This window comes from Alcaligenes sp. SDU_A2 (genome assembly GCF_038237375.1).
GTDB lineage: Bacteria > Pseudomonadota > Gammaproteobacteria > Burkholderiales > Burkholderiaceae_B > Alcaligenes.
Genome location: NZ_CP151273.1, coordinates 790,751 through 812,076 on the forward strand (window position 1 = coordinate 790,751; position 21,326 = coordinate 812,076).

Below are 21,326 nucleotides of genomic sequence, written 5' to 3' on the forward strand. Positions count from 1 at the left end.
TTGATTTTCTTTCTATTTTAAAATATTAAATATTTTTTATTTGTTGATAGCGCCTCCTTTTCTTGCTATTGTTTTTCAAGTTTTTTGCCAGCGAATCTTGTTTCTGGTTTTGCTCTGTTCTATGTGTTCTGCATAGGGGCCGAGCTGGCCTGGCCATCAGGTGTTGTAGTCGGAGGCGTGTGTGCATTCGGTCATTCTTCAGAAGGTCAGTAAAACTTATCATCTGGATTCCGTGGCTGTACCAGCTTTAACGGATATCAATCTGGAAATTGCTCCCAATTGTTTTACTGTCATTTCGGGGGCGTCAGGCAGCGGAAAAACTACCTTGCTCAATTTGATCGGTTGCGTCGATCGCCCCGATACCGGAGAGATTACTTCGGCAGGGCAGGCAGTCAGCACCATGAGCGATAACGAATTGTCTGATTTTCGCGCTCGCCATCTGGGCTTTATTTTTCAAAGCTTCAATCTTTTGCCTGTCCTGACGGCCTACGAGAACATCGAATACCCTTTGCTGCTGGTCAAGACACCCGCACGCGAAAGAAAAGAACGGGTCATGGCCGTACTGGATGCGGTCGGACTGGCCGATAAGGCCAGAAACCGTCCTGGCCAACTGTCCGGGGGGCAACGTCAACGGGTAGCCATCGCCCGTGCCCTGGTCGGCTCTCCCAAGCTGGTTCTGGCCGACGAGCCCACGGCCAATCTGGATAGTGAAACCGGCGCGGCCATTATTGCCCTGATGCGCAAAATGCAGCGGGACAATGCCGTGTCGTTCGTGTTTTCCTCGCATGATCCCAAAGTGCTGGCGGAGGCAGACGACGCCGTCTTTATCAAGGATGGTCGCATCATGGCCGTCGAACGACGTCAGTCTCCCGTGCAGAGGGCACTATGAAACTTTTTTCTCTTGCTTTTCGCAGCTTGCTGCGCAATCGGCGTCGTTCCTTGATGACTTTGTCGGCCATGGTCGTCGGCCTGGCGGCCATGCTGATTTTTGGTGGCTATGCGCGCAATGCGGTGTTGGCGACGCAAACCGGCTATGTGCAATTCCAGGGGCATCTGCAAATTCAGCGCAAAGGTTACTTCCTTTACGGCACCGGCAATCCCTCTGCTTATGGTATTTCTCGCTATCAGGACATCATCAAAGCCATTCAGTCCGACCCGCTCTTGCAACCCATGATAAAGGTCATTACGCCGACGCTGCAGTTGCAAGGCATTGCCGGAAATTTTGCCAGTGGTGTCTCCAAAGGCGTAGTGGCTACCGGGGTGGACGCCAAAGACCAGAACCTGATGCGCAAATGGGACGATTATGACGGGCAAATTTTTGCTCCCACTATTGCCCTGGAAGGGAAGCCGGCCGATTCCGCCGTCGTCGGTACGGGCGTGGCGCACTTGCTGCAGCTTTGCACCGCCTTGCAACTGAGCGACTGCCCTTCTGCTCAGGACGTAGGCGGAGAAACGCAGCGCAAGCCCCAGGGGCCCGATGCGCCTACCGATATCGCGGCACTGTCTGCGTTAGCCCAAGAAGGGAATCAGTCAGCGCCAGCCGGTGGCACACGCATCGAGCTGTTGGCCGCCAGTACCAGCGGGGCACCCAATGTCGGCAGCCTGAACGTCGTGCAGGCTGAAAACTGGGGGGTCAAGGAAATCAACGACTCCTTGATCGTGCTGAATATGGAGCAGGCCCAGCGGCTGGTCTTTGGCAGTGCCGAACCCCAGGTCACCGCGATCCAGATTCAGTTGGCGCATACGGCTCAGATACCCGTGGCGACGGAAAAATTAAAGCAGGTGTTGACCAGTCAGTTTGGTGATATGTCTCTGGAGGTGCTGGACTACGAAACACTGACGCCTATTTACCGGCAGGTCATCCAGTTCTTTGACTCGATCTTCGGTTTCATTTCTATTTTGATCTATGTGATCGTGTTGTTTACCGTCGGCAATACCATGAGCATGGCGGTGGTGGAACGCACCACGGAAATCGGCACATTGCGCGCTATCGGGCAGCGACGCAGCGGCATACGACGTCTGTTTATCTGCGAAGGGTTTTTGCTTGGGGTGATCGGAGCCGTATTGGGTATCTTGGTGGCCTTGCCGATTTCGTATCTGATCAATAACAGTGGCCTGACCTGGGCTCCGCCTGGGTACTCCTATCAATACCCCATCATGGTGCGCGTATGGGGCGATATCGGTCTGATCACCAGCACGGCTTTCAGCCTGGTATTGATCGCCGTTCTGTCGGCCTGGTGGCCGGCCAATCGCGCTGCCAAACTCAATATTGTCGATGCGCTGCGTCATGCCTAGTGTGCGTGCAGCGCTGGGGCCAAGGCCGGTCCCGGCGCTGTACTGTTTGCGCTTGCCTGCACCTTGTATGTTTCACACTATTTGATAGGAGTGGTGTCCCATGATGATGCGTTCCCCCCTGGTGGCAACCGTCCTGGCGCTTGTGCTGGCCTATCCTTTTGCAGGGCAGGCTCAGCCTAGCGCCCAGGAAATTCTGGCCGCCAGCGATGCGGTACGCAATCCGGATCACCCGTTCGGCGTGGTTACCACCCTGACTGAATACCGCGATGGCAAGCAGACGGATGTGTCGGTATTGGCGGTGTATTCAAAAGAGGACACCAGCAGCGGGCAGTTTCGCAGTCTGATCCGTTTCGAGTCCCCGGCCAGGGACGCCAACAAGCTTATGCTTAAAACGGGTAATGATTTGTGGTTCTATGATCCTGCCAACAAAGCCAGCATTCGCATATCGCCGCAACAGCGTTTATTGGGTCAGGCCGCCAATGGCGACGTCGTTACCTTTAATCTGGCTAAGGATTACCAAGCCAGTTTGGCAGGCGAAGAAGAAATACTCGACGGCGATCGCATAGCTCGGCAAAGCTACAAACTCAAGCTGGATGCCGTCAGCCCCGATGTGACGTATCACCATATCGAGATGTGGATCGATCGCGCCAATAACCGACCGTTAAGGGCCCGTTTTTACAGCGAAAGCAAACGTCTGCTGAAGACGGCCTATTATCGTCGCTATCAAGAGCAGCTGGGTGCCGAGCGCCCTACGGAAACAGTCATCATCGACGGTTTGGAACCGAACTGGGTAACGATTCTGGGCTTTAGCGACTGGGCAAAGCGTGACGTGCCCGAAGCATGGTTGCAGCGGGATTACTTGCCGCGCTTCCGACCCGAATAGCCATGCGGCGTGTTGCATGCTTGATCTTGGCCTGGACTGCGGGTCTGGCCAGTGCTCAGGACGCTGACGAGGCCGCTCTTTTGCTACAGGGCAGCGAACCGCCGCGTCAAACAGAAGCAAGGTCCTGGAAGCTGTTTGCGGAAGGATCTGCCGGCCGTGAACAGATTCGCGCAACGTATCCGAACGCGGGCATGCGGCCCATGCAGCGCTTGTCGCTGGATCTGCAACTGGATGCTGCGATTGCGCCGAATTGGCGGGCGGTATTGGCCGACCGCATAGACATCGGTTGGGAGCGGCAGTGGGGGCGACGTTCCGAGATCAACACGCTTAAAGAAGCCTATCTGAGCTGGCAGCCGCGTAACAATGTCATCGTCGATATAGGGCGGATCAATCAGCGTTCGGGTGTCGGCGTCGGCTATAACCCGACCGATTATTTTAGGGCCGGAGCCGTGCGTTCGCTGGTGTCGGTTCAGCCTGAAAGCATACGCAACAACAGGCAGGGCAGCGTGATGCTCAGGGGGCAAATGCTATGGGACGATGCCTCCTTATCGCTGCTGTACTCGCCCCGCCTGAGCCGGCATCCGCATTCGGGTTCGTTCAATCTTGATTGGGGTTCGACCAATTACGAAGACAGGGTTTTGTTGGCATTTAGCAAACGCATCGGTCGTGATTTCAACCCGCAATGGCTGGTGTATCACGAGAGGGGGCAGTCGCCGCAATTTGGCATGAATGTGACCCGATTGCTGAATGACGCCACGGTAGGGTATGTGGAGTGGTCGGGCGGCAGACGTCCTACCGCTTTGCAGCAGGCTTTGGGACATCAAGAAGACCGTGCTTTCCGCAATAGCGCCGTTGCCGGCATAACGTACTCCACGGAGCAGAAACTGTCCGTGACGGTGGAGTACCAGTACAACGAAGCTGCGCCGCGCGGTTCGTCCTGGAATGCCTTGCCGGCAGCGTCTATGCCTGCGTATTTGCGATATCGACAATACACCACCAGAGCGCAAGAGATGCCTACGCGCAGTGCTTGGTTTCTGTATGCGACCTGGCAGGATGTGCTGATTAACCGTTTGGATCTCTCGGCTATGGTCAGGCGCAGTAATGCGGATCGCAGTGTGTTGTCCTGGCTGGAGCTGCGTTACAGACGGGTGCAGGACGAATTTGCGGTGCAGTGGCAGGCCATGAGTGGGGGAACGCATAGCGAGTATGGCTTGGCACCACAAAAAAGAGCATGGCAATTATTGTACCGATATTACTTCTGATTTTTTTGCTTTATTGTTAGTTTGCTTATTTGTATTGTTTAAATTCTTTGTTTCATTATTTTCTTTTTATAGGTATTTTTTTGTTTATATATTTAAATATCTATAATAAAAGTTAATTAAATATATTTCCCTGAATTCCTATTTTATGGGTTTCTGGTGTTATATTCTTGCGGGTCGTGTAAGTTTTTGTCTTTTCTTGTTTTTGTTTTTCCTGTTTCTATTTTATTCGACTCTTTATTCTACGGTGCCATATTAAATAAGTGGCTCGCCTGGAAAGAGCGATTGCCGATGCGCGTTTGCTGGTGCTGGATAAGGGGGGGCATTTGCCTTTTCTGAACCAGAGCGAACAGTTCAACCGGGCTTTAGGCGACTTTCTGGACTCGTGCCGGGCCTGACAGGGGGCGGTTTCGTCGCGGCATAAAAAAACAGCCGACAGACGTTGCGGTCTGTCGGCTGTTGTAGGAGCAGGACCGGCACCTGGCCGGTCTGAACCGTATCAGTGGATGCGCATGCCGGGCTGCGCGCCGGGGAAGGGTTCCAGCACGTAGATGCCGTCGTCCACGGACTCGTCGGCGTGGCTGGCGGCCAGCACCATGCCTTCTGATACGCCAAAGCGCATCTTGCGTGGGGCCAGATTGGCGACCAGCACGGTCAGCTTGCCAACCAGATCATCGGGCTGATAGGCCGACTTGATGCCCGAAAACACCTGGCGCAGGCGGCCTTCGCCTACATCCAGGCTTAGGCGCAGCAGCTTGTCCGAACCATCCACCGGTTCGCAGGACACGATCTTGGCGATGCGCAGGTCCACCTTGGCGAAGTCCTTGATGTCGATGGTGTCGGCGATGGCTTCGCCACCGGGCAGCACGACGGGTGCGGGCGGCGGGGCCAGCAGCTCGTCCACCAGATTGCTGTCCACACGCTGCATCAGGTGCTTGAAGGGGGCGATGCGGGCGGGCAGTTGGGCCACGTCGTTCCAGGTAAAGCTGCGGTCCATGCCGAACAGTTCGCGGGCGACACGGTCGGTCAGCGCGGGCAAAATGGCGGCCAGCATGACGGACAAGCCCTTGAAGCCGGCCAGGGTGCGCGAGCAGACGTCTTGTAGCGCGTCTTTCTGGGCTTGCTCGGCGGTGCCTATGCCTTTGGCCATGATCCAGGGCTGGGCCGTATCAAACGCCTGGTTGATCAGGTCGGCCTGCGCCATGATCTGACGCACGGCGCGGCTGTATTCGCGGTTTTCCAGATCGGCGCGCACCTTTTCGGCCACGGCCTGCAGCTCGGCCTGCATCTGCGCCGTGTCGCTGTGGTAGGCCAGTTGGCCGTCGAAATGCTTGCTGATGAAATTAGCGGCGCGGCTGGCGATGTTCACGTACTTGCCGATCAGATCGCTGTTGACGCGGGCAATGAAGTCCTCGGGGTTGAAGTCCATGTCCTCGACGTGCGAGTTCAGCTTGGCTGCCATGTAGTAGCGCATCCATTCGGCGTCCATGCCCAGTTCCAGATAGCGCAGCGGCGAGATGCCCGTGCCGCGGCTCTTGGACATTTTTTCGCCGCTGACGGTAATGAAACCGTGCACATTCAGCGCGTCAGGCACCTTGCGGCCGGAAAATTTCAGCATGGCCGGCCAGAACAGCGCGTGGAAGTACACGATGTCCTTGCCGATGAAGTGAACCTGCTCGGTGTTGCCGTTCGGGTCCAGCAGTGCGTCAAAATCCAGGCCCTGCTCGGCGCAATAGGACTTGAGTGAAGCCAGGTAGCCCACCGGCGCATCCAGCCAGACATAGAAGTACTTGCCCGGTGCGTCGGGAATGGGGATGCCGTAGTAGGGCTCGTCGCGGGAAATGTCCCAGTCGTTCAGCGACGCTTGGGCTCCGTCGCCCGTGCCCAGCCATTCGCGGGTCTTGCCCAGCACTTCGGATTGTAGGTGCGGTTTGCCCTGGGCATTGGTGCCAGTGGTCCATTCCTGCAGAAAGGCCACGCAACGCGGGTCGGACAGGCGAAAGAAAAAGTGCTCGGAGCTCTTGAGCACCGGACGGGCGCGGGTCAGGGTGGAATACGGCTCGATCAGTTCGGTGGGCGCATAGACGGCGCTGCACACTTCGCAGCTGTCGCCGTACTGGTCCTTGGCGTGGCACTTGGGGCATTCGCCCTTGATGTAGCGGTCGGGCAGGAACATGCCTTTGACCGGATCGTAGAACTGTTCGATGGTGCGCGTGTCAATGAAACCGGCTGCCTTGAGCGAACGGTAAATATCCTGAGCCAGCGCAATGTTGGTGTCCGAGTCGGTCCGGTGCCAGTGATCGAACTTGATGTGAAAGCCGTTCAGGTACAGCGGGCGTTCGGCCGCGATGCGGTCCACCAACTGGGCGGGCGTGATGCCGGCGCTTTCGGCCTTGAGCATGATGGGCGCGCCGTGAGCATCATCCGCGCCTACAAAGTGCAGCGTATGTCCCGACATTCGCATGGACCGGACCCAGATATCGGCCTGGATGTACTCCATGATATGGCCGATGTGAAACGAGCCGTTGGCATACGGCAGGGCGGTCGTGACAAATATCGTTCGTGACATGACGTAATGGAAAAAAAATGTAAAAGGGAAGGGTCGATTTTAAGTCGAATCGTGTTCTTCTGCTGCCCGTGCGGGATAAACTGCCAGCCCTCGGTCGCGCAAGCGCGACGGGAGGGCTGCAAACAGGTCAAAGCAGATGCGTAATCTATCGCCCCGCGCCGCTGTCGGGCGGGAGTCGAGATACCGACCTAGAGCGGCAAGCCGCTAGAGCATACGGTATTTAGGGGATCTCGCGCATTTCGATGTCGGTAACATCCTGTGCACGGGGCGCGCGCGGTTCGCCCGGGCGCATCGTGGGGGCGGTCGGGCGGCGGCGCTGGTCCCAGTAGGCTTTGACGCCGAAGGGCCGACCACTGATCCGGGCCACGATATACAGGATGCCGATGGCAATCGCGGTGGAAACCATGAAAATAAACGCCATGATTGCACCGAAAATTGTCAGCAAGACAAAGAGGGCTGTGCGGATAATCTGGTTAAATGTATTCATAGGGTTAGTATGACACTATCCATGCAAAAAAATTCCCTTTGATCCGTTATTCTTGCGGGTGCGAGGGGTGGTGATGTTTCTTTATATCAAGGTTTTGGACAAATGACTGTAAGTTCTGAACGTGTATTGCAGGCTCTGGCAGGGGTGACCGATCCCAGCACGTTAAAGAAGCTGTCGGTAGAGGCGGGCCGGTGTGAGCTCGACATCGATAATAATCGGGTGTCGGTCACCTTGTACCTGCCCTATACGGCCTACGACATCCAGGGGCAGTTGCGCGAGCGTATCGAACAGGCGTTGGCGGCCCAGGGCGCACAGCTGGAGAAACTGCACCTGAAATCGCGCATCGGCACACATGCGGTGCAAGAGGGCCTGCGGCCCATGCCTAATATCCGTAATATTATTGCGGTGGCCTCGGGCAAGGGCGGCGTGGGCAAGAGCACCACATCCGTCAATCTGGCCTTGGCGCTACACATGCAAGGAGCCCGGGTGGGCCTGCTGGATGCCGACATCTACGGCCCCAGCGTACCTATTATGCTGGGCCTGCACGAAAAGCCGCGCAGCGCCGACGGCAAGATGATGGAGCCGTTGATCGGCCACGGCCTGCAGGCCAACTCCATCGGTTTCTTACTGGACGAAAATGCGCCGGCCATCTGGCGCGGCCCTATGGCGACCCAGGCCCTGACGCAGTTGCTTAACCAGACACGTTGGGACGATCTGGATTACTTGATCATCGACATGCCGCCCGGCACGGGCGACATCGCCCTGACGCTGTCCCAGAAAGTGCCGCTGACCGGTGCCGTCATTGTCACCACGCCGCAGGATCTGGCCCTGGCCGACGCCAAACGCGGCCTGACCATGTTCCAGAAGGTCAATGTGCCGGTGTTGGGCATTGTGGAAAACATGTCGGTGCATATCTGTACCAACTGCGGTCATGCCGATCCTGTATTCGGTCAGCATGGCGGGCGGGATATGGCGGCGCAGTTCAATGTGCCCTGGCTGGGTGCCTTGCCGCTGGCCATGAATATCCGCGCACAGACCGATTCGGGCACGCCCACCGTTATCGCTGCGGCCGACAGCGCCGAAGCGCGCCTGTACCAGGAGATTGCCAATCGCGTGTCGGCCAACCTTTCGCAATTGCCACCCGATACGTCGGGACAGCGGCCCAAGGTCGTTCCCCGTCCTCTTTGAGTGTTTATGCTGAAATCCGGCTTGTGCCTGATCGTATTGCTGGCCCTGTGCCGACCGGCCTGGGCCAATGACGTTCCCGAGGTCATCATCGATCCGGGTGGCGTGCCCCCCGAAGCCCTGAAGGAAATCCAGCGTGCCGTCAGCGCCATTACGCGGCTGGCCGAAGATCAGGATGTGGGCGAAACATCGCGGCTGCGGCGGCGCGCGCATGATGCGACGGTGTCGGCCCTGGAAACTCAGGGCTATTTCGATTCCGTGGTCACGCTGGAGGTCGGCGAGGACATAGGCGGCGAAACCTGGGACATCATCATCGAGCCGGGTGAACTGACCCACGTGCGACAGGTGGACCTGGATTTCAAGGGGCAGATCACCCAGCCGCCATTCCAGGTCCGTCTGGAAGGCATCAAAGCGGATTTTCCGCTCAAGCCGGGCGATCCTTTCCTAAACAAGGTGTGGTCCTCGGCCAAGGCGGATTTGCTGGAAAGCGTGCAACGGCAGGATTTCTACTATGCGCGCTACGAAAGCACGCGCGCGTTGGTGCATGCCGAAGAAAGCGTGGCCGACCTGTCCCTCAAGGTCAAAAGCGGCCCGCGGGTGCGGATGGGGCCTTTGGTCACGACCGGCCTGAAGCGGGTGCCGCAGTCCCTGATCGATCATTATGTGCGCTACGAACCGGGCGACCCCTACGATCAGGATCTGCTGGACGAGTGGCAACAGTCCTTGGCCTCGACCACGTTTTTTCGTGGCGCTTTCGTGACCTTGGACGACGAGTCCAGTTTGCAGAAGGTGCGCGCGGACGGCGAGGTCGAGCTGCCTGTGCTGGTACGGTTGACCGAGGCCCCCGCCAAGCGCTTTACCGGTTCTTTGGGCGCGGACAGCGACCACGGCGTGCGTCTGGAAGGACTCTACCGGCAGAATATTGTTTTTGGCCTGCCGGTCTGGACAGAGGCCGGTCTTGGAGTGGATAAAAAACGCCAGCGGGCGTTTTACGACATCCATTTGCCGCCTACGCCCAGCGGCTACAAAAACAGTCTGGGTTTGTTGTATGACCGCTCCGACATCGAAGGTCTGGACACGGCACGCGCTGCGATAGGCTGGAAGCTGCGTCAGGAACGCAAGGCGGCAGGCAGCAGCCGTGTGGAATTCGAGACCGAATGGGGTTTGCTCGGTGCCTGGGACAAGACCAAGATATCCGGTCTGCCCACGCGGGAAGTGCCGTCGGCCATTGCGACCTGGCAGTGGTTGCGCCGCGATGTGGACAAAAAATACGACCCGCGCGAGGGTAATCTGGTGGATCTGGGTCTGGGGGCGGGTGTCACCCTGGACAAGGGCGAAGCGTTTTACCGGGCCAATCTGCGCTTGCAGCAGTGGTGGCCCATTGGTGATTGGGATGTGCTGTCGGTGCGGGGCGAGGTTGGCAAAGTGTGGCGCATGACCGAGCGCACGCCGCCGGACTTTGGCTATCGTACCGGGGGCGCGCGCAGCATTCGCGGCTATAAGTTCCAGAGCATAGGCCTGCGGCTTAATGATGCCGTAGTGGGCGCGCCCACGATGGCAGTGGCCAGCGTGGAATACACACATTTCTTCACCAGCATGTACGGCATGCGTGCTTTCGTGGACGTGGGCGATGCCGCGCCTAGCTTTGGCGACATGAAGCTGGCCTGGGGTTATGGTCTGGGTGCCGTGGTACGCACACCGGCCGGGCCTTTTAACGTCGATCTTGCGTACGGGCAGCGGGACAAGCGCCTGCGCCTGAGCTTTTCTTTGGGAATCGCATTCTGATGGCTTTTGTGCGACGCTGGTTCCGTCGTTTTGCCTTGTGGGGCATCCCTTTTGTGGTGATGGCTCTGCTGTTGGTGTGTGGGTTTGTGTATTGGGCGCTGGCCACCCAGGCGGGCACGCGATGGGCCTTGGATACGGCTTTGCCGTATGCGGGCGGGCAGGCACAGGGGGTCAGCGGCTCTGTCTGGGATGGCCTGTCCATCGACAATCTGACGCTGGAGTTGCCCGATACCCATGTGGGTATCGAAGGTTTGCGTGTGCAGGTCAATTGGCGGGAATTGTTGGAGCGTCGCCTGCACGTGCTGGAACTGAGCGCACGCACCGTGGATGTCGGCCTGAGCACGCCAGCCCAGCCCGCTGCGCAAGAACCCTTCCAGATGCCCGAACTCCCTGTCTATATTGCGGTGGACAAGCTGGCATTAGGCCGGTTTTCCCTGACGCAGGACGGCGTGGCCTTGCCGCTGTCGATAGCCGATCTGTCGGCGGCGCTGGCTGTCGGGCGCGAGGCCGGACAACTGCGGCTGCATGACTTGGTGCTTTCTAACGAAGCCATGCAAGCCAGTGTGCAAGGCGAACTGGAGCTGGCGCAGTTGAAGGCTCCGTTTCCGGCGCGTGCCGACATCCAGGTCGTTGCGCAGGGGCTTGGCGAGCAATCGCCGATCTGCGCGCGGCAGTATCTGCCCGGCTACGCCGTTAAATCCGGCGCGCCGGCCAACACGGTGGTCGGGTCAGACAGCACGGCATCGGCAGCAGGCCATCGCGCGGCCGATGCCCCCGCCGTGCGCGAACATCCAGCCGGGCCAGGGGCGGATTGTGTTATTCATGCCCAGCTCAAGCTGGATGGTTCGCTGGAGCAGGCCGCATTGACTGTGCAAGGCAGCGGACAAGGCTACAGCCTGGATGCCAAGGCCGATCTGACGCCTTTGGCGGCCGTGCCGGTGCGTCAGGCGACGCTGGCGCTGCATCTACCCGATCAGTCCAGAGTCAATGCCGACTTTGCCTGGGAAGCGCAGCAGGAAGGGGCGCATATCAAGGATCATTTCACCGGCCAGTTCAGCAGCGACAAACTGGACCTGCACGCCTTGCTGGGCAATGTCCTGCCCGATGCGCTCATCAACGGCCAGGGACGTTTTGATGTGACCTTGGTGGACAAGACCCAATTGGTGGCGGCGGATGTGGATGTCCAGTTGTTGCAAGGCAGTCGCTGGAATAAACAGGCCGCAGCCGGGCAACTCAAGGCACGTGTTGCGTCTGCGGCCCAGCCGGGTAGCGCCGATTGGTGGCGCAGTGTCACGGTGTCCGATGCCTTGACCGATGTAAAGATAGGTGACAACCGTGTGTCTTTAAAAGGCGGATTCGGCACGCCCGCCAGCGTGCTGGACCTGCAGGTGCAGATGCCGCATGCCGGCCAATTGTGGCCGGGCCTGGAGCTGGGCAAGGCATCGGTTCAAGGCGTTCTGAAAGGTTCTGTCGCCAGCCATGCCTTGGAGCTGAAAGGACAATACGATCTGGGCGGGAACACACGCACGCAACTGGGCCAGGGGCTGGCCCAGGCCGATCTGGCCCTGGCCGGCAATTGGAATTTTGCCGCGCAAGGCAAGGCGGCTTCCTGGGATGGGCGCATCACGCGTCTGAATGCCGACCATGCCGGCCTGGGCCTGAAACTGCAGTCGGCCTTGCCGGTGTTGTTTACCGCGGCGCTGACCCCGCCTGCGCCCGAGCCCGAGCGCGTGCAGGCTTTGGAGCAAGAACAAGGCGCGCAGACCGCCTCGGCTCAGACGGCACCCGGCACCGCGACTGTGGCCAGTTCGTCGGTACAAGCTGTCAAGGCAACGGCTGGGGCCGGCGCAGCTCCCTGGTCGGTGCGGATAGGGGCGAGCTCTTTGGCGACGACTCTGGATGGGCAGTCCTGGATAAGCTTGCGGCATGTGGAATCGCGCTATCAGGCCGGGCAGTGGGCCAGTCAGGCAGAGCTTAACGATCTGGTGCTGTCCGAGCCGCGCATTCAGCGGTTGATGCGCAAGCTGGGCCTGCAAGAGCAGACCCAGGAGAAAAAAGGCGGTGTGAAGGTGGCTTCGCGCCGCAATGCCCGTCCCGACGAAATCGAGATCAAGGCGGGCTGGAACCTGAGTTTTGCAGGCGGCTTGTCCGGTCAGGTACGCATCGAGCGCGTCAGCGGCGATATACAGGTGCCGGCCGAACCGCCGTTTCCGCTGGGGCTGCAGGATCTGGGTCTGGTCATTAAAGCAACGCCGGGGCAGGGGGGGCGCAGCCGGTTGGATGCGGTGCTGGATGTGCGCACCCAGCGCATGGGCTACCTGACGGCCAGCGCCCAGACCGTGGTGCATGCCACGCCGGGCGGCGGTATTGCGCTGCGCGATACCGATCCCAAAGCCATCAACATCAAGGCCAATATCGACGATCTGGGCTGGACCAGCCTGTTTCTGGGCGATGCTATGGAGCTGGGCGGGCGCTTGAATGCCGATGTAAACATCGATGTCGGCGCCAAATGGGCCTGGACCAGCCGGGGCACGGTGACGGGCCGCGATCTGCGCTTTACGCGCCTGGACGATGGCATCCGTTTGCTCAATGGCAGTCTGGATGCGCGATTTGACGACGAGATCTTCCACCTGGACAGCCTGACCTTTCCGGCGATTTTGCGTGTGGAGCCCAAGGAATGGCGTACCGCCACCTGGCTTCGCGAAAGCCCGGATGCCAAGGATGGCAAGCTGACGGTATCGGGACAGTGGAACCTGATGACTCAGCAAGGGGCCTTTGCGGTCGATATTCTGCGTTTTCCGATTGTGCAGCGCGCCGACCGCTACGCCATGATGTCCGGACGCCTGGATCTGGATATGGATTTGCCGCAGGTTGCTATTCGTGGCAAGGTGGTGGCCGATGCTGGCTGGTTCAATCTGGACATGCTGGGCGGTATTCCCACTGTGGACAGTGACGTCGTGGTGCTGCGCGCGGGTCAGACCCTCAAGGACGAAGACGTCTCGGGGACGACGGACATGACCATGGAAATCGATGTGGACCTGGGGCCGCGCTTTTATCTGACCGGCTACGGGGTCAACTCCGGTCTGGTGGGTAATCTGCGCATTTCCATGATAGGCGGCAAATTGACCGGCATAGGTGCCTTGCGCACACGGGGCGGGCGTATCGAACTGTACGGCCAGAAACTGTTGCTGCGGCGCGGTACTGTTACGTTTCAGGGCGACATTACGGCACCTATTCTGGATATCGAAGCCTTGCGTACCAATCAGGCCGTGCAGGCCGGCGTCAAAGTGATCGGCACTGCCCGCCGTCCACGGATCGACCTGGTGTCTTATCCGGAAGTCAGCGAAGTCGAGAAACTGTCCTGGCTGCTGCTGGGCCACGGTCCGGACGATTCCGGCGGCGACATTGCCTTGCTGCTCAGTGTCGGCACCTCTTTTCTGGGTGATGGCGAACCTTTTTATCGCAAGTTCGGCATCGACGAGGTCGCCATGCGTTCGGGCGATCTGGGCAGTCCCGGCAGCATTCTGCCCGTGGAAAGTGTGGTCAAATCGCTGAACAGCGGCACCAGCGACGAAGAACGCAAGTTCATCGCGATCTCCAAGGCCTTGACCGAAGACATCACGATCAGCCTGCAGCAGGCCATGGCCGACACCGGCACGGTGGGCCGGGTCAGCTACCGGTTGGCGCGCGGGCTGACAGCCGAGCTCAGTGCGGGCACGGTCAATGGTCTGGCGCTGATCTATCGCTGGTTTTCCCAGGATTGAGCCGGCGTGGCAAGAACACTTATCCGGAAAACGTGTTCTTGCTGCGCAAATGTCGTATTTGCGCGTCGTGCCGGTCAATGTTGCATGTAAACGATAAAATACCCGGTTACTGATTTAAGGCGGCTAATTTCTTATGAGTATCAAAAGCGACCGTTGGATTCGGCGGGTTGCTGCCGATGGCATGATCGACCCTTTCGAGCCTGGCCAGGTGCGTAGCGTGGACGGACAGCGCATCGTAAGCTATGGCACGAGCAGCTATGGCTACGATGTGCGTTGCGCCAATGAATTCAAGATTTTCACCAATATCAATTCCACCATCGTGGACCCCAAGGCTTTTGACGAAAAGTCCTTCGTGGATTTTGTGGGCGATGTGTGCATCATCCCGCCCAACTCGTTCGCCTTGGCCCGTACGGTCGAATATTTCCGCATTCCGCGCAGCGTGCTGACCATGTGTTTGGGCAAGAGCACCTATGCGCGCTGCGGCATCATCGTCAACGTCACGCCGCTGGAGCCCGAATGGGAAGGGCACGTGACGCTGGAGTTTTCCAACACCACCCCCTTGCCGGCCAAGATCTACGCCGGCGAAGGTTGTGCGCAGATGTTGTTCTTTGAAAGCGACGAAGTCTGCGAAGTGTCGTACCGCGATCGCGGCGGCAAATATCAGGGTCAGCTGGGCGTTACCTTGCCCCGTACCTAGGAGTTCTGGAATGAAGTTTCGTTTTCCCATCGTCATCATCGACGAAGACTACCGCTCCGAAAACGCGTCAGGCCTGGGCATCCGAGCCCTGGCCGCCGCGATAGAGGCCGAAGGCGTAGAGGTTCTCGGGGTCACCAGTTATGGTGACCTTAGTTCTTTTGCGCAGCAGCAAAGCCGCGCCAGCGCCTTCATCTTGTCGATCGACGATGAGGAATTCGACGTGGACGATCCCGAGGACGTCGCCAATGCGATCAAGAACCTGCGCGCCTTTATCGGCGAGCTGCGGTTCCGCAACGAGGACATCCCGATTTATCTGTACGGCGAGACGCGCACCTCCCAGCATATCCCGAATGATATTCTGCGCGAGCTGCATGGCTTTATTCACATGTTCGAGGACACGCCCGAATTTGTGGCCAGGCACATCATCCGCGAAGCGCGCTCGTACCTGGATAGTTTGGCCCCGCCGTTTTTCCGCGAGTTGGTCGATTATGCGTCGGACGGTTCGTATTCCTGGCACTGTCCAGGGCATTCGGGCGGCGTCGCCTTCCTGAAAAGCCCGGTCGGCCAGATGTTTCATCAGTTTTTTGGCGAAAACATGCTGCGCGCCGACGTGTGCAACGCCGTGGACGAGCTGGGCCAGTTACTGGACCATACCGGCCCGGTGGCCGAAGCCGAGCGCAACGCCGCCCGCATCTTTCATGCGGATCACTGCTTTTTCGTGACCAACGGCACGTCCACGTCCAACAAAATCGTCTGGCACGCCAATGTGGCCAACGACGATGTGGTGGTGGTGGATCGCAACTGCCACAAGTCCATTCTGCACGCCATTACCATGACGGGTGCCATCCCGGTGTTTTTGCGCCCGACGCGCAATCACCTGGGCATTATTGGCCCCATCCCGCAGGACGAGTTCCACCCTGACAATATCCGTCGCAAGATCGAGGCCAATCCCTTTGCTAGCAAGGCCAAGAACAAGAAGCCCCGCATCCTGACGCTGACCCAGTCCACCTACGACGGCGTGATCTATAACGTCGAGATGATCAAGGAAACGCTGGACTCGGAAATCGACACGCTGCATTTCGACGAGGCCTGGCTGCCGCACGCGGCATTCCATGACTTCTATCACGATATGCATGCCATAGGCGCAGATCGTCCACGCAGCAAAAACACCATGATCTATGCCACGCATTCCACGCACAAGATGCTGGCCGGTCTGTCGCAGGCCTCCCAGATCACCGTGCAGGATGCGGAAAACAGGTTGCTGGACCGCAACGTGTTCAACGAAGCCTACCTGATGCACACCAGCACCAGCCCCCAGTACGCCATTATTGCGTCTTGCGACGTGGCAGCGGCCATGATGGAGCCGCCCGGCGGCACGGCCCTGGTCGAGGAAAGCATACGCGAGGCCATGGACTTTCGCCGCGCCATGCGCAAAGTGTCCAGCGAATACGGCGAGGACGACTGGTGGTTCAAAGTCTGGGGTCCGGACCGTCTGGCCGACGAAGGCATAGGCAACCGGGACGACTGGATGCTGCGTTCAGGGGCGGAGTGGCACGGTTTCGGCAAGTTGCCGACCGACTTCAATATGCTGGACCCGGTCAAGGCCACCGTCATCACGCCCGGCCTGGATATCTCCGGGACGTTCGCCGAGCATGGCATTCCGGCCGCCCTGGTGTCCAAGTATCTGGCCGAGCATGGTGTGGTGGTCGAAAAAACCGGCCTGTATTCGTTCTTCATCCTGTTTACCATCGGCATTACCAAAGGCCGCTGGAACACATTGCTGACGGCCTTGCAGCAATTCAAGGACGATTACGACCGTAACCAACCCATGTGGCGCATTCTGCCGGACTTCTGCAAGGCTCAGCCTACCTACGAGCGCATGGGCTTGCGCGATCTGTGTCAACAGATCCACGAGGCCTACCACAAGTACGATCTGGCCCGCCTGACCACCGAGGTCTACCTGAGCGATATGGTGCCGGCCATGAAGCCGTCGGACGCGTATGCCAAGATGGCGCACCGCGAAATCGAGCGTGTCGGCATCGACGAGCTGGAAGGGCGCGTCACCGGTGTGCTGCTGACCCCTTACCCGCCCGGTATTCCGCTGCTCATTCCCGGCGAGCGATTTAACTCGCGCATCGTGGAATATCTGCAGTTCGCTCGCGAATTCAATGCCCGCTTCCCTGGTTTTGAAACCTATGTGCACGGCCTGGCCCAGGATATCGGTCCGGATGGCCTGCCGCGCTACTACGTCGATTGCGTACGTGAATCCGAAGTTAGTGAGTAACGCCGCGTGATCCCTTTTTTCGACGTCGCCATTATCGGCGCAGGGGCGGCCGGCATGCTGGCCGCCAGTATTGCCGGTCAGCGCGGGCTGCGGGTCGTGTTGATCGATCATGCAGAAAAGCTGGCCGAGAAGATCCGCATCTCCGGCGGTGGCCGCTGCAATTTCACCAATACCGGCACTTCCTCGGAAAACTTCATCTCGCAGAATCCGCATTTTTGCCGTTCTGCGCTGACGGCGTATACACCCCAGGATTTTCTGGAACTGGTACGCGCCTATAACATCGGTTTTCACGAAAAGCACAAAGGCCAGTTGTTCTGCGACGACTCCAGCGAGTCCATCATCCAGATGCTGCGCCAGGAATGCCTGAAAGGACAAGTGTCCTGGCGCATGCCTTGTTCGGTGCAGTCCATAGGGCGCAACGATGCCGGTTTTGTACTGCGTACCAGCCAGGGCGATCTGAATGCTCGTCAGGTTGTCATTGCCACCGGCGGCATGGCCATTCCCCAACTGGGCGCTACCGACTATGCCTTGCGGGTCGCGCGGCACTTTGGCCTTAAAGTCATCGAGCCGCATCCGGCACTGGTGCCGTTAACCTTCGATGGCCGCGATTGGAAGCCGTTTTCCTCGCTCAGCGGCATGGCCTTGGAAGTACAGGTCAGCACGGGTGCAGGCAAGCAGCGCCAGGCTTTTTTGGAAGATCTGCTGTTTACGCATCGCGGCCTGTCAGGGCCGGCTATTTTGCAAATTTCCAGTTATTGGAAATCGGGTGAGGGGATCAGCATCGATCTGGCCCCCGGACAGGATATTGGTCAGCAGCTGCTTGAACTCAAGCCCGGCAATCGCCAACTGCTGGTGACGGTGCTCTCTACTTTGTGGCCGCGCCGTCTGGTGGAGCAGTGGCTAGATACATCCGATTTGCTGCCCAAAGGCGTTGGGCAGCAGCGTCTTGCCGACCTGCCCGACCGCGTGCTGCGCACGGTGGGGCAGGTGATCAATGCCTGGCAGCTCAAGCCCAGCGGTACGGCGGGTTATAAAAAGGCTGAAGTCATGAGCGGTGGAGTCGATACGCGCGAACTGAATCAGAAGAATATGGAAGCCCGCAAGGTGCCCGGCCTGTTCTTTATTGGCGAGGCGGTGGACGTGACGGGCTGGTTGGGTGGGTACAACTTCCAGTGGGCTTGGGCGTCGGCAGCGGCCTGTGCTCGTTCGCTGAGTGCCGACCCCGAGCGCGGTTTATAGTGCAGCAATGCGCCGGCTTGTCTGTCAGCGGCCGGTGCCAGGACATTGGCTTATTATTTGAGAGGGACATATGCAGCTACCAGAGGACAGAAAATACGTGGCCACGCACGAGTGGGCCAAGGCAGAAGGCGATGTGGTGCTGGTGGGCATCACGGATTTTGCTCAGGATCAGTTGGGCGATCTGGTGTTTGTTGGCGATTTCACGCCCGGCACGCGTCTGGCCGCCGGTGAAACCGCCGGCGTGGTGGAGTCGGTCAAGGCCGCCTCGGATATTTATGCTCCCGTCGCTGGCGAAGTGGTGGAGTTCAACGAAGCCTTGTCGGATGCCCCCAACTTAATCAATGACGCGGCCTTTGATACTTGGATTTTCAAGCTCAAGGCGGACAATCCAGCCGACTTGGACGCATTGCTCGATGGCCCTGGTTACGAGGCTGTGGCGCAATAACAGTCGGGTTTTGGGCCGCTAAAAAAGGGTCTTCGAAGAATTTCGAGCGCCAATTTACCCAGTCGATGAGGAACTGGCCTTTTGAAGACGCCATTCAAGGCGCAGCAAGATCGGACAGGGCTGATGGCTTGCCGGCGCTGCGCGCCGGTGCCCTGGTCGGTGCGCATGGCCGGGCGCGTCGTTAACTCCGGCGGGTTGCTTGTCCACCGGACAAGCAACAAGCGCCGCCGTCAAACAGAACGACGCTTGCACCCCGTCCCCGCGCGCCGCCTGCGGCAAGCCATCCGACCCGCCCTTTTCGATCTTGCTGCGCCTTGAACGGCTCAAAACACCGATGACATAGTCCCAGCGATACATAGCCATACCCCAACAGAACATTCAGCGGATGGCTGATACCTGGTACAGCGTACGCGGGTGCCTTGCCGTTTGGGCCAAGCACAGCGGTGCCGTTCTCGCCAAGCCGACCCCCTGCGGCCTGCCTGGCGAGAACCCGAGGTTCTCTGCGCTTGGCCCAAACGGCCCGCCCACTACGAAGGAGTTCCCGGCATCTCTCGAAGAACCATAAAAAATGCCAGTCAGTTAATTGCTGACTGGCATTTTTTATGACGTGGCCTTGTTCGGAACATGAACCACGGTTGTAGCCGTTTAAATCGGCACCAGGCTGAATGCCAGGCGGGTGATGACCATGTTCAGTACTTGGGTCAGAAGCAGAACGACCAACGGCGACAGATCCAGCCCGCCCAGATCTGGAAGGATGCGGCGGATGGGGGCCAGCAGCGGGTCGGTAATGGTGCGCAGCAAGGGCATGCTGGGCGATTGCGGTTGAATCCAGGACATGAGCGCCTGCAGCAGCACGACCCAGAAGATCAGGCTAAGCGACCAGCGCAGCAGGGTGAGCGCAGCGGCCAGTATCAGCATGGGCAGATTGGCCAAGACCGAGAAAGAACCCGACAGCACCAGGGCGCTAAGCAGCAGGTAGACCAACGCGCTGAGCCAGCCTCCCAGCAGCGATGGCCAGTCCCAGAATTTACCGGCCTTGATCAGGCGGCGCAGTGGCATGACCAGCCAGTCGGTGACCTTGAACATGGCCTGCGAATAGGGATTGAAGGGGTGTACCCGCAAGGCGTAGACCCAGGCGCGCAATAGCAAAACCGTACCCAGGAGCGAGAAGACGATATTGATGAGGAATAGGGCAACGTCACTGAACATGATGGCCGTATGTGAAAAGAGGAAGAAAGAATTGTCGCATGCGACCGCCGAAAGCCAAAGAGCCACCCGCAGGGGTGGCTCTTTGTGCGCATACGCCTTGTTTGATTAAGGCCGCTTGCCGGTCGGGAAGGGCCAGGAACCGGCTGGATTGATGTCTTGTCGGCTGGGCTCGGCAGGGGCGGCGGTCTTGGCGGCTTTGCGGGCGGCGGTCTTGTTGCCGGTCTTTTTGGCCGGAGCGGCCGCGGGCGTGTCGGTAGCTTTGGTCACGGGCTTGCTTTCTTTCTTGGGGGCTGCTGCTTTTTTAGCGGCTGCGGGAGTACTGGCCTTCTTGGCAACGGTCTTTGCAGCGGCTGGAGCAGCCGTTTTTACAGTGGATTTCGCGGCGGTTTTCTTGGCCGCGGGCTTGGCGGCTACCTTTTTGGCGGCGGCTTTGGTGGCCGGACTTGCCTTGGTAGCTGTTTTTGCAGTCGCGCTCTTGGCGGGGGCTTTTTTGGCCGCCGCTTTTTTCACGGCTGCGGTTTTAGTGGAAGTTTTAGCGGCTGGCTGGCCTGCTGTTTTGGTGGCTGCGGATTTTTTCGTTGCTGTTTTGGCCGTGCTTTTCACGGCTTTGCTGGTATCGGCTGCTGGGGTGGTTGCGGTCTTTTTTGCAACGGCTTTTTGGGCGGTGGTTTTAGCCGCTTTTTTAACGGCTGTTTTAGGAGCCGCCGTTTTGCTGGAGGTGGACTTGCTGCTGGCTGGGCTGGCCTTGGAGGCATCAGCATTCACAGGGGTGACGGCGGTTTTTGCGGTCGTCGCTTTTTTCGCGCCGGCCGCTTTGACTGCGGTCGATTTTGCTGCGCCTTTTTTGGCAGTTGCCATGATCATGCTCCTTGAGAACAAGTCTTTAGTTTGTCCACACCCATTTGACCTGGCCCGGGAAATCGTATTGGCCTTTTGCAAATGACGCAGGCGTACGAGGGTGACACTTTATACGCTAGAAGTCTAACGGAAGACTCTATACAGTCAAGCATTAATCCCCGCTAAATGCTTTGCCGGTTTGGTATTGCTTGGCGCGTGTCTCAAAAAAGTTGCGTTCTTTTTTCAGATCGATCATTTCGGCCATCCTGATCGGGTGGCAAAAGCAGCAATGTGGCATACAAATCTGGTGCTACAGCCCATGTAGATGCGCTTGTCGTTCAAGGGCATGCCGTCTTTTGTCGGTCGTTGCCGGCCCGGTGGTCGATGT

The 21,326-nt window shown here is 58.6% G+C and carries 16 protein-coding genes and 1 pseudogene; 12 read left to right on the forward strand and 5 right to left on the reverse strand.

Going from position 1 to position 21,326, the window contains the following annotated elements:
- Positions 1–181 precede the first annotated feature (181 nt).
- The 5 genes from AADW57_RS03600 (at position 182) to AADW57_RS03620 (ending at position 4,835) form a co-directional block, all read left to right on the forward strand.
- Entirely contained in the window at positions 182–889 is a 708-nt protein-coding gene (locus AADW57_RS03600) for an ABC transporter ATP-binding protein (RefSeq protein ID WP_341668690.1), read from the forward strand.
- On the forward strand, positions 886–2,295 hold the full coding sequence (locus tag AADW57_RS03605) for an ABC transporter permease (protein WP_341668691.1): 1,410 nt from the start codon (positions 886–888) through the stop codon (positions 2,293–2,295). Before AADW57_RS03600 ends, AADW57_RS03605 begins: the two co-directional genes overlap by 4 nt.
- A gap of 106 nt (positions 2,296–2,401) precedes the next feature.
- On the forward strand, positions 2,402–3,178 hold the full coding sequence (locus AADW57_RS03610) for an outer membrane lipoprotein-sorting protein (RefSeq protein WP_341669650.1): 777 nt from the start codon (positions 2,402–2,404) through the stop codon (positions 3,176–3,178).
- 2 nt (positions 3,179–3,180) lie between these two features.
- Positions 3,181–4,440, forward strand: a complete 1,260-nt coding sequence (locus AADW57_RS03615) for a hypothetical protein (protein ID WP_341668692.1) — start codon at positions 3,181–3,183, stop codon at positions 4,438–4,440.
- Between the two features lie 260 nt (positions 4,441–4,700).
- On the forward strand, positions 4,701–4,835 hold the full coding sequence (locus AADW57_RS03620) for an alpha/beta fold hydrolase (protein ID WP_341668693.1): 135 nt from the start codon (positions 4,701–4,703) through the stop codon (positions 4,833–4,835).
- Positions 4,836–4,936: 101 nt separating this feature from the next.
- Here AADW57_RS03620 and metG read toward each other — a convergent pair whose 3' ends face one another.
- A complete protein-coding gene (metG, locus tag AADW57_RS03625) occupies positions 4,937–7,006 on the reverse strand; it encodes a methionine--tRNA ligase (protein WP_341668694.1) in 2,070 nt (689 codons plus the stop codon).
- A 220-nt stretch (positions 7,007–7,226) separates the two neighbouring features.
- The gene (locus AADW57_RS03630) at positions 7,227–7,493 is read right to left on the reverse strand and encodes a hypothetical protein (RefSeq protein ID WP_341668695.1); all 267 of its coding nucleotides are present in this window, start codon (positions 7,491–7,493) and stop codon (positions 7,227–7,229) included.
- 102 nt (positions 7,494–7,595) lie between these two features.
- On the opposite strand from AADW57_RS03630, the gene apbC reads away from it, so the two are divergent.
- From apbC to gcvH, 7 genes are all read left to right on the forward strand, one after another.
- The gene (gene apbC / locus AADW57_RS03635) at positions 7,596–8,681 is read left to right on the forward strand and encodes an iron-sulfur cluster carrier protein ApbC (protein ID WP_341668696.1); all 1,086 of its coding nucleotides are present in this window, start codon (positions 7,596–7,598) and stop codon (positions 8,679–8,681) included.
- Positions 8,682–8,687: 6 nt separating this feature from the next.
- Entirely contained in the window at positions 8,688–10,463 is a 1,776-nt protein-coding gene (locus AADW57_RS03640; protein WP_341668697.1) for an autotransporter assembly complex protein TamA, read from the forward strand.
- Entirely contained in the window at positions 10,463–14,227 is a 3,765-nt protein-coding gene (locus tag AADW57_RS03645) for a translocation/assembly module TamB domain-containing protein (RefSeq protein WP_341668698.1), read from the forward strand. The genes AADW57_RS03640 and AADW57_RS03645 overlap by 1 nt, the downstream gene beginning before the upstream one ends.
- A 133-nt stretch (positions 14,228–14,360) precedes the next feature.
- Positions 14,361–14,924, forward strand: coding sequence for a dCTP deaminase (gene dcd / locus AADW57_RS03650; RefSeq protein ID WP_341668699.1), 564 nt, complete (start codon positions 14,361–14,363; stop codon positions 14,922–14,924).
- 10 nt (positions 14,925–14,934) lie between these two features.
- Positions 14,935–17,208, forward strand: a complete 2,274-nt coding sequence (locus AADW57_RS03655) for an arginine/lysine/ornithine decarboxylase (RefSeq protein WP_341668700.1) — start codon at positions 14,935–14,937, stop codon at positions 17,206–17,208.
- 6 nt (positions 17,209–17,214) lie between these two features.
- Complete coding sequence (locus AADW57_RS03660) at positions 17,215–18,447, forward strand: NAD(P)/FAD-dependent oxidoreductase (protein WP_341668701.1); 1,233 nt, start codon at positions 17,215–17,217, stop codon at positions 18,445–18,447.
- 70 nt (positions 18,448–18,517) lie between these two features.
- On the forward strand, positions 18,518–18,892 hold the full coding sequence (gcvH, locus tag AADW57_RS03665) for a glycine cleavage system protein GcvH (protein ID WP_341668702.1): 375 nt from the start codon (positions 18,518–18,520) through the stop codon (positions 18,890–18,892).
- Between the two features lie 645 nt (positions 18,893–19,537).
- Here the strand turns inward: gcvH and AADW57_RS03670 are convergent.
- The 3 genes and pseudogenes from AADW57_RS03670 to AADW57_RS03680 form a co-directional block, all read right to left on the reverse strand.
- Entirely contained in the window at positions 19,538–20,101 is a 564-nt protein-coding gene (locus tag AADW57_RS03670; RefSeq protein WP_341668703.1) for a YggT family protein, read from the reverse strand.
- A gap of 105 nt (positions 20,102–20,206) precedes the next feature.
- Positions 20,207–20,959 (reverse strand): histone H1, encoded by a 753-nt coding sequence (locus tag AADW57_RS03675; RefSeq protein ID WP_341668704.1) that lies wholly within the window; start codon positions 20,957–20,959, stop codon positions 20,207–20,209.
- A gap of 151 nt (positions 20,960–21,110) precedes the next feature.
- A pseudogene (locus tag AADW57_RS03680) lies at positions 21,111–21,203 on the reverse strand (ribonucleoside-triphosphate reductase); the annotation flags it as partial.
- Between the last annotated feature and the right edge of the window lie 123 nt (positions 21,204–21,326).